Here is a 7,111-nt window from a genome sequence, read left to right on the forward strand (position 1 = left end):
CCACGAACGGACCGAAGCGGCAGTCCGTGGCCTGAGAGGTTTCCCGCATGGACCCTTGCCAGGGGTTAGAGGTTGCCCTTCGCCAGCTCGGAAGCGATCCGGTCCGCCTGGCGGATGGCGAGCGCGACGATTGTCAGCGTCGGGTTTTCCGTCGCGCCGGTGGTGAACTGGCTGCCGTCCGAGACGAAGAGGTTGGGCACGTCATGCGCCTTGCCCCAGCGGTCGACCACACCGTCGCGCGGCTTCTCGGACATCCGGTTGGTGCCGAGATTATGCGTCGAGGGATAGGGCGGGGTGGGGAAGGTGCGTGTCGCACCGACCGCGTCGTACAGCGCCATGGCCTGCCTGTAGGCGTGATCGCGCATGGCATTGTCGTTCGGGTGGTTGTCGAAGTTCACATTGGCGACGGGCTGGCCGAAGCGGTCCTTGAGATCATGGTTGAGGGTGATCCGGTTGGTCTCCTGCGGCATGTCCTCGCCGACGATCCAGAGGCCGGCCATGTTCTCGTAGCCGTCGAGCGCGGTGGTGAACTCGCGTCCCCAGGCACCCGGATCGAGGAAGGCGGCCATGAACGGCAACCCCAGCGACAGCGTCTCCAACTCGTAGCCACCGACGAAGCCGCGCGAGGGATCGTGGCGCGACTCGTCCTGGATGATGCCCGCCATCGTCGTTCCCCGCCACATGCGCACCGGCTTGTCGAAGATGGCGTAGACCGAGCCCGTGGTGTGGCGCATGTAGTTTCGCCCGACCTGTCCGGATGAATTCGCCAGCCCGTCGGGAAACATGCTCGACGCGGAGTTGAGCAGCAGACGCGGGCTCTCGATGGAATTGCCGGCGACGCAGACGACGCGCGCCTTCTGCAGGTGGTGGGCACCGTCCTTGTCGGCATAGACGACGCCGGTCACCTTGCCGCTCGCGTCATGCTCGATCCTGAGCGCGTGGCAGTTGTCACGCACCTCGAGATTGCCGGTGGCCTCGCCGCGTGGAATGTCGGTATAGGCCGACGACCATTTGGCGCCCCACTTGCAGCCCTGGAAGCAGAAGCCGGTCTGCTGGCAGGACACGCGCTCGTCGTAGTCCTGGCTGTTGATCGCCATGCGACCGGTATGAACTTCCTTGTAGCCGAGCTTGTGGGCGCCGGCCTCGAAGACCTTGTAGTTGTTGTTTCCCGGCAGGCCGGGGCGGCCACCGGTGCGGGTGACGCCGAGCTTGGTCTCGGCCTTTTCGTACCAGGGGTCCATCTCCGCCAGGTCGATCGGCCAGTCGAGCAGGTTGGCACCCTGGACGTTGCCATAGGTGCTGCGTGCCCGGAACTCGTGTTCCTGGAAGCGCAGCGATGCGCCGGCCCAGTGAATGCTGGTGCCGCCGACGGCCTTGACAATCCATGCCGGCAGGCCGGAGAAGTCCTTCGCCACGCGCCAGTCGCCGGAGGTCGAGCGCGGCTCGGTCCAGGCGAGCTGGCCGAAGCTCTCCCACTCGTCGTTGATGTAGTCCTCCGGCAGGTAGCGTCCGCCCGCTTCCAGTGAAACAACGGAAACGCCCTTTTGCGCCAGCTCGTTGGCAAGCACACCGCCGCCCGCGCCGGTGCCGATGATGACGACGACGCTGTCGTCGTTCAGGTCGAATGGTGCAGCCATGACAGCCCCTCCCTCAGATCCAGTTGATGTCGTCGAAGCCGCGGTGGATGTAGCCGCCCTTGGAGAAGCTTTCGCCCTCGTAGCCGAAGAGCGGCCAGAGGCCCTTCTGGTTGTAGAGCCCGGTGACGAGCCCGCCGCGGATCAACTGGAAGAAGGGGCTTTCCTCCATGCCCCTGAGGATCTCCACCCGGTCGCGTTCCCAGCCGATGGAGAGATAGTCGGCGTGGCCCTTGCCGCGCGCCGCCGCGTCGAGCCCGGCAATGCCCACCTCGACCGTTTCGGCCATGTCGGCGTTGTCGTAGCCCTTCACCGCGGTGGCGTAGAATTCATCTGCGACATGATCGTGCGGGTAGATGTCGCGTGCCATCTGGATCAGCGCCGCCATCGTCGCCGGCTTTACATGGGTCACCTCCATGGCCCATGCCGCGCCGGTCCCGGCGAGAAAGCCGGGGCCGGTGACGAAGGCGGCGCCCGCTGCCGCGCCAAGCGTCAGCAGTTGCCGTCTGGAAAGCCCTCTTGGGGATACAAGCGTTTCGGTCATAATCTCCTCCCTCCCGAAACAGCCGTCACCTAGCGGTAGCGGCCGTGCCTTTGCAGAACCTCGATCTGATAGCCGTCCGGATCCTGGACAAAGAAGAACCGTGCCAGCAGCGCGCCGTCGCGGTTGAAGTCGACGATCTTGCGCGGGGCGAGCCCGGCTGCCTCGAAGCGCGCGTGCTCTGCGTCGAGATCGTCTACGCAGACAGCGATGTGCCCATAGCCGTCGCCGAGGTCATAAGGGTCCGTGCGTCCCTTGTTGACCGTCAGCTCGACCTCGAAGTCGGCTTCGTCGTTGCGGAGATAGATGAGAATGAAGCTGTCGAACTCGAGTCGCTCCGCGATCTCCAGTTCGAAGGCAGTTCTGTAGAAGGCGATGGAGCGCGCTTCATCGAGCACGCGTATCATCGCATGAATGCATTTCGCCACGATTTACTCCCGGATCGTCTCCGCCGGCCCTCGTGCCCAGGGGCTGGCGTATCGGTCTACCGTCAAGCTGATGCGAGATTTCGCACTTGCAGCAAACGCTCGTCTTTTGACTTGCGATAACGACAGACTGGGACGGGAGACCTCGCTCCGGGTAGTATCGATTTACTACAGGACGTTTTTTACTCGGCCGCCTCGAGGTGGATCTGCGGCAGCGTCTGGCGCAGGCGCACGAGACAGGCACAGCGCAGCAGCGAGGTGAAGTTGCGGGTCTCGCCCCGCAGTTCCAGTACCTCGGAGTGCAGCTTGGAGATGAAGGCCGGGGTCGAGACGCCCTCCGCCGCCGCGATCTCGTCGACGATGTCCCAGAACGATCGCTCCAGGCGGATGCTCGTGCTCTGGCCGTTGAGGCGCATGCGGCGCGTCTCGGGTTCGTAGTCGTCCGGGTCCTGCCCGGCGAAGATGTGGCACATGGGGTCCTCCCGCGCGGTGTCCGCGTGTCTTGTCCGCCAGTCATTCCGCTGGCGCTGCCGTTCAACCATGGTAGCGCCAAGAGGCCTGCGCACAAGTGCGGATGCGGGACGGCTCAGTCCGGGTGAACATCGCCATCGGGCAGGCCGAAGCGTTCGAGGTCGCGGCGGGCGATCTTCTCGCCGAGGGAATAGGTGAAACCGGTGACCCGCTCGAGGCCCGCCGCCGCCTCGCAGACGAAGGCGAGCGCATACCAGTCCGCGCCGCCATGGATTGCGGCTCCTTGCGCGGAAAGGGTCGCTCCGTCGAACCGCAGATCGGCGCGGGCGTAGGCGTTGACGAAATCCGCGTGCAGCTTTGGTCGGGCGTGGCGAACCTGCTCCACGGCCTCGTAGTTGCAGAGCTGGACAAGGCGCTCCTGCGGGTCGAAGCCCTTCAGGTCTTCCCGTGTCTGTCGCCCGAGCGGGCTGTCCATCGCGGCGGTGGAATAGACCTTTTCGGCGCGCACCATTGGCGTTGGTCGGTCGCGGCGAGGGGGATCCGGCCGCAGGCGGGCGCTGTCCTTCGCCCTCTCCCGTGCAGGTGCCTTGTCGCGGAGGATGGGGGCTTCCGGCGCGGCCGACGGCGTCACGCGCCGGGCGGTTTCACCGGCAGGCGCTGTGGTGAAAGGGGGCGAGTGCGGTGCTTCGACCGGGGTGTTGTCGGTGCCAGCCTGCTGGCGCCGCGACCCGGTTCGCGCGGGCAGGGCCAGAAGTTCCACAGGGATCGTCTCGAGCGACGGCCTCGGCGCATCGCGCGGCACGGCGAGCGTGAGCGCCGAGAGAAGCACGGCATGCAGCAATGCGGAGATGGCAAAACCGGAGCGCATCCGGAAAGGCAGCCGGTCGTCGGTGCTCGAAAAGGTCAAGGGCGTGGCCGGAGATCGCCGAAGGGAACAAGGGAGAAACCCTGCTCGCCAAATAAGCCGAAATTCCGGCGTCTGGCGCATCATGCGGGAGTGCCGACCAGACTTGAGCAGACACCCGTTCTCCGCAGCGTCTTCAGGGCTGCAATCTGCCCTTTCGTGAACCGTGAACGCCTCGTTTTCCGTCGCCGCGATCGGCGGGCTTTACCCAAGTCCAAAGGACATTCAGAGAACAGAGAACGATGATCGACCCTGACGCAGCTGGAATATGAATTCGTAGCAATGTTTGGGTAGTACATTCTTAAACATTGGAATCTACGGCTCTAAACATTGGTGTTAGGAGGGGGATTTATGCAACCATCAGTTCGTGCCAATCGCCTGGCGATTGAAGGCGGTGAACCTGTTCGTACAAAACCGTTGCCATGGGAACTTCCAGGAGCTCATTGGATCGGCGAAGAAGAACGCGAACTTGTTGAGCGGGTTGTAAAGTCTCAAAGCCCGTTCAGGTTTTATGGTCCCAACCCACAGCATATGGTGGAAACGCTCGAGAAGGAGTGGTGCGAGACCTACGGGCATTCCAACGCGCTGGCGGTTTCATCGGGAACCGCGGCGTTGTCCATTGCCCTGTCCGCGCTTGAGGTGGGCCCTGGCGATGAAGTTCTGGTCGCCGGCTATATGTGGGTGAGTTGTATCTCGGCTATTGTCCGGGCCGGGGCGATCCCGCGGCTGGTTGATATCGACGATACCTTCTGCATGGACCCTGCGGATCTCGAGGCCAAGATAACCCCCCGCTCTCGTGCCATCTTGCTGGTTCACATGAGTGGCGCCCCTGGCAATGTTTCGAAGATTGCCGATATTGCCCGAACGCATGGTATCGGCCTGATCGAGGATTGCGCGCAGGCTGCCGGTGCCAGTCAAAACGGCACGGCAGTGGGACGTTTCGGGGACGTCGCAACGTTCAGCTTCCAGTTGAACAAGAACATGACATCGGGCGATGGCGGCATGGTTGTCAGCGACAATGATGCTTTGTTCCGCCGGATCGTGGCGTTGCATGATCTGGGCTATGCCCGCGATGAAGCTGGTCGGCTGGATCCGACGGACGAGACCTGCCAGCTGTGGGGCATCGGCGCGCGTATGTCAGACCTGGCCGGGGCGATGGCGCTGGCGCAATCGCGTAAGCTGGCCAAGATCACAGGCGCCATGCGACAGGCTAAATGGCGCATCCGCGCGGCGTTGGAGGAGATCCCCCAGATCAAGTTCCGCAATGTCATCGACCCCGACGGCGACAGCGGTCCATTCCTGATCATGTCCTTTGAGGACGAGGATATCTGCGCGCGCTTCATGGCTGCCGTCAGGGCGGAGGGCATTCATGGCCCCGAAGGATCGCTGAGCTGTTTGCCTATGCGTGAATGGGGTCTGCATTGGTATTTCAACATCCCCAGCCTGACCCGCAAGCGCTCCAACAGCCGGGATGGTTTCCCCTGGACCCATCCAGCCAACAGCTTTGCGTCGCAAATCGACTACGGACGGGGGCAATTGCCGGTCTGTGACGATATGCACGGCCGAGCCGGTCTTTTGTCCATCGCCTCCACACTCACGGATGACGATGTCGACGACATCATCCTTGCGTTCCGCAAAGTCGCCACTGCCTATTTCAATCGTTGAGGCCAGAACTCATGCAATCCCTTTCGTCTGTGCTCGCTACAGATCTGTTTTCAATCGCCAAGGCAACGACCAGCATCGACGTTCTGATCGTTGGATCGGGCACCGCCGGGGTCACCAGCGCGATCGAATTGGCCGGCAAGGGGCTGTCGGTTGTGATTTTGGAAGCCGGGCCGTTTGTGCTGACCAACCACGTCGGCTCAACGCCATTTCGCAGCCGCAGCGATCTGGCTCCTCAAGTTCACAATCTTGTACGCTACCGCACCGCCTGGACCGACCGCGAGCATTTCGACGAAGACATAGCGCCACCATTGAACAGCGACGCCTGGTCGGCCGTGGGCGGTCGCACGCTGTTCTGGGGCGGGTGTACGCCGCGGTTCTCCGAATGGGACTTTGCAGACTGGCCGGTCACGTTTGATGAATTCAAAGCCTATTATGAACATGCCGAAGACCTGATGCATGTGTCGGGAAACAGCACCGACCGACCGCCGTTCTTTCGCGGTGATGCCCAGCAGGGATTTCTGGACAGTCTGACGAATGCCGGGATCGAAGCTGAGCACGCCTCTTTGGGCGTCGACACGCAGGAGCAGCGCAACGGATACGTGTCGCGCGGATTTGACTGCGCTGCCGACCGGCTGATCAGAAGCGGCCTGTTGTCATGCGATGTGGCCCGCGGCCGGATCACCCTGGTGCCCAATACGCTTGCCGAACGCGTGGATCATGACGGTCGCCAAGTGACCGGGCTGATTGCCAAGGGGACCGAAGATGACCAGCGGTATCGTCTGGTTGCCCGGCACTACACGTTTGCAGGAGGGGCTATTCAGTCGACACGCCTGGCGCTGGCTTCGGGATTGAAGGAACTGCATCCGCATGTCGGGACGCATGTTTCCGATCATCAGTTCATTCAGGGCTTGTTCAAATTGCGTGAGCCTTTGAACGAACCGATCTATGCGTTCATCCCGTCGACGAAAGAGCGCCCTTATCACATCCAGATCCAGGGCCCGTTCAACGAGACCTGGTATACGCCGTATCATGCCACCGTCTGGCTGGATTGCGACCCTGAGGGGCTGTATCTGCTGGCCTATTGCTTTGGCGTGGGAGAATCCTCGGAAACCAACGAGGTCAAGCTGACCCAAGGCCAGAGCGATGGCCCCGGTGACCTTGGGAAATACGCGGTCATTGCCGACCGCAGCGAGAGCGACAAAGAGGTTTTGGCGCAAATGGATGCGTTTCTTCCCAAAGTCGCGGAGGCCATCAACGCAGAGCTGATCCGAACCCAGGTCAATCCGCTTGGGGCAGCCCTGCATGAAATCGGTGGCCTGCGCATGTCCGCCGAGCCTGAAGCCGGTGTGACCAACACCTATGGTCAGTTCTGGCGGCTTCCCAATCTGTCCGTCGCGGATTCGGCGGCCTGGCCCTCGCAGGGATCTGCCAACAGCTATCTGACCATCACCGCTTGGTCGCTTCGTCATGC

Annotated in this window: 7 protein-coding genes; 2 read left to right on the top strand and 5 right to left on the bottom strand. The window is 62.5% G+C overall.

Annotated elements, in window-relative coordinates:
• Positions 1-65 precede the first annotated feature (65 nt).
• The 5 genes from ACN0X0_RS22670 to ACN0X0_RS22690 form a co-directional block, all read right to left on the bottom strand.
• Positions 66-1,637, bottom strand: coding sequence for a GMC family oxidoreductase (locus ACN0X0_RS22670; protein ID WP_417281084.1), 1,572 nt, complete (start codon positions 1,635-1,637; stop codon positions 66-68).
• A gap of 13 nt (positions 1,638-1,650) precedes the next feature.
• On the bottom strand, positions 1,651-2,178 hold the full coding sequence (locus tag ACN0X0_RS22675; RefSeq protein ID WP_417281085.1) for a Twin-arginine translocation pathway signal: 528 nt from the start codon (positions 2,176-2,178) through the stop codon (positions 1,651-1,653).
• Between the two features lie 29 nt (positions 2,179-2,207).
• A complete protein-coding gene (locus ACN0X0_RS22680; protein WP_417281086.1) occupies positions 2,208-2,603 on the bottom strand; it encodes a VOC family protein in 396 nt (131 codons plus the stop codon).
• Between the two features lie 179 nt (positions 2,604-2,782).
• Positions 2,783-3,073, bottom strand: a complete 291-nt coding sequence (locus ACN0X0_RS22685) for a ribbon-helix-helix domain-containing protein (protein ID WP_417281087.1) — start codon at positions 3,071-3,073, stop codon at positions 2,783-2,785.
• Between the two features lie 113 nt (positions 3,074-3,186).
• Complete coding sequence (locus tag ACN0X0_RS22690) at positions 3,187-3,978, bottom strand: DUF930 domain-containing protein (RefSeq protein ID WP_417281088.1); 792 nt, start codon at positions 3,976-3,978, stop codon at positions 3,187-3,189.
• Positions 3,979-4,326: 348 nt separating this feature from the next.
• On the opposite strand from ACN0X0_RS22690, the gene ACN0X0_RS22695 reads away from it, so the two are divergent.
• Both ACN0X0_RS22695 and ACN0X0_RS22700 read left to right on the top strand, forming a co-directional pair.
• Positions 4,327-5,640, top strand: coding sequence for a DegT/DnrJ/EryC1/StrS family aminotransferase (locus ACN0X0_RS22695; RefSeq protein ID WP_417281089.1), 1,314 nt, complete (start codon positions 4,327-4,329; stop codon positions 5,638-5,640).
• Positions 5,641-5,651: 11 nt separating this feature from the next.
• The coding region (locus tag ACN0X0_RS22700; protein WP_417281090.1) for an FAD-dependent oxidoreductase at positions 5,652-7,111 on the top strand (1,460 nt) is incomplete at its 3' end.

Origin of the sequence: Celeribacter sp. (assembly GCF_048270365.1) — a bacterium.
GTDB lineage: Bacteria > Pseudomonadota > Alphaproteobacteria > Rhodobacterales > Rhodobacteraceae > Celeribacter.

What these genes read in the sequence shown, in the direction of transcription:
- ACN0X0_RS22670 (WP_417281084.1), bottom strand. Translation starts at nt 1,637, where the DNA reads ATGGCTGCACCATTCGACCTGAACGACGACAGCGTCGTCGTCATCATC.
- ACN0X0_RS22675 (WP_417281085.1), bottom strand. Translation starts at nt 2,178, where the DNA reads ATGACCGAAACGCTTGTATCCCCAAGAGGGCTTTCCAGACGGCAACTG.
- ACN0X0_RS22685 (WP_417281087.1), bottom strand. Translation starts at nt 3,073, where the DNA reads ATGTGCCACATCTTCGCCGGGCAGGACCCGGACGACTACGAACCCGAG.
- ACN0X0_RS22695 (WP_417281089.1), top strand. Translation starts at nt 4,327, where the DNA reads ATGCAACCATCAGTTCGTGCCAATCGCCTGGCGATTGAAGGCGGTGAA.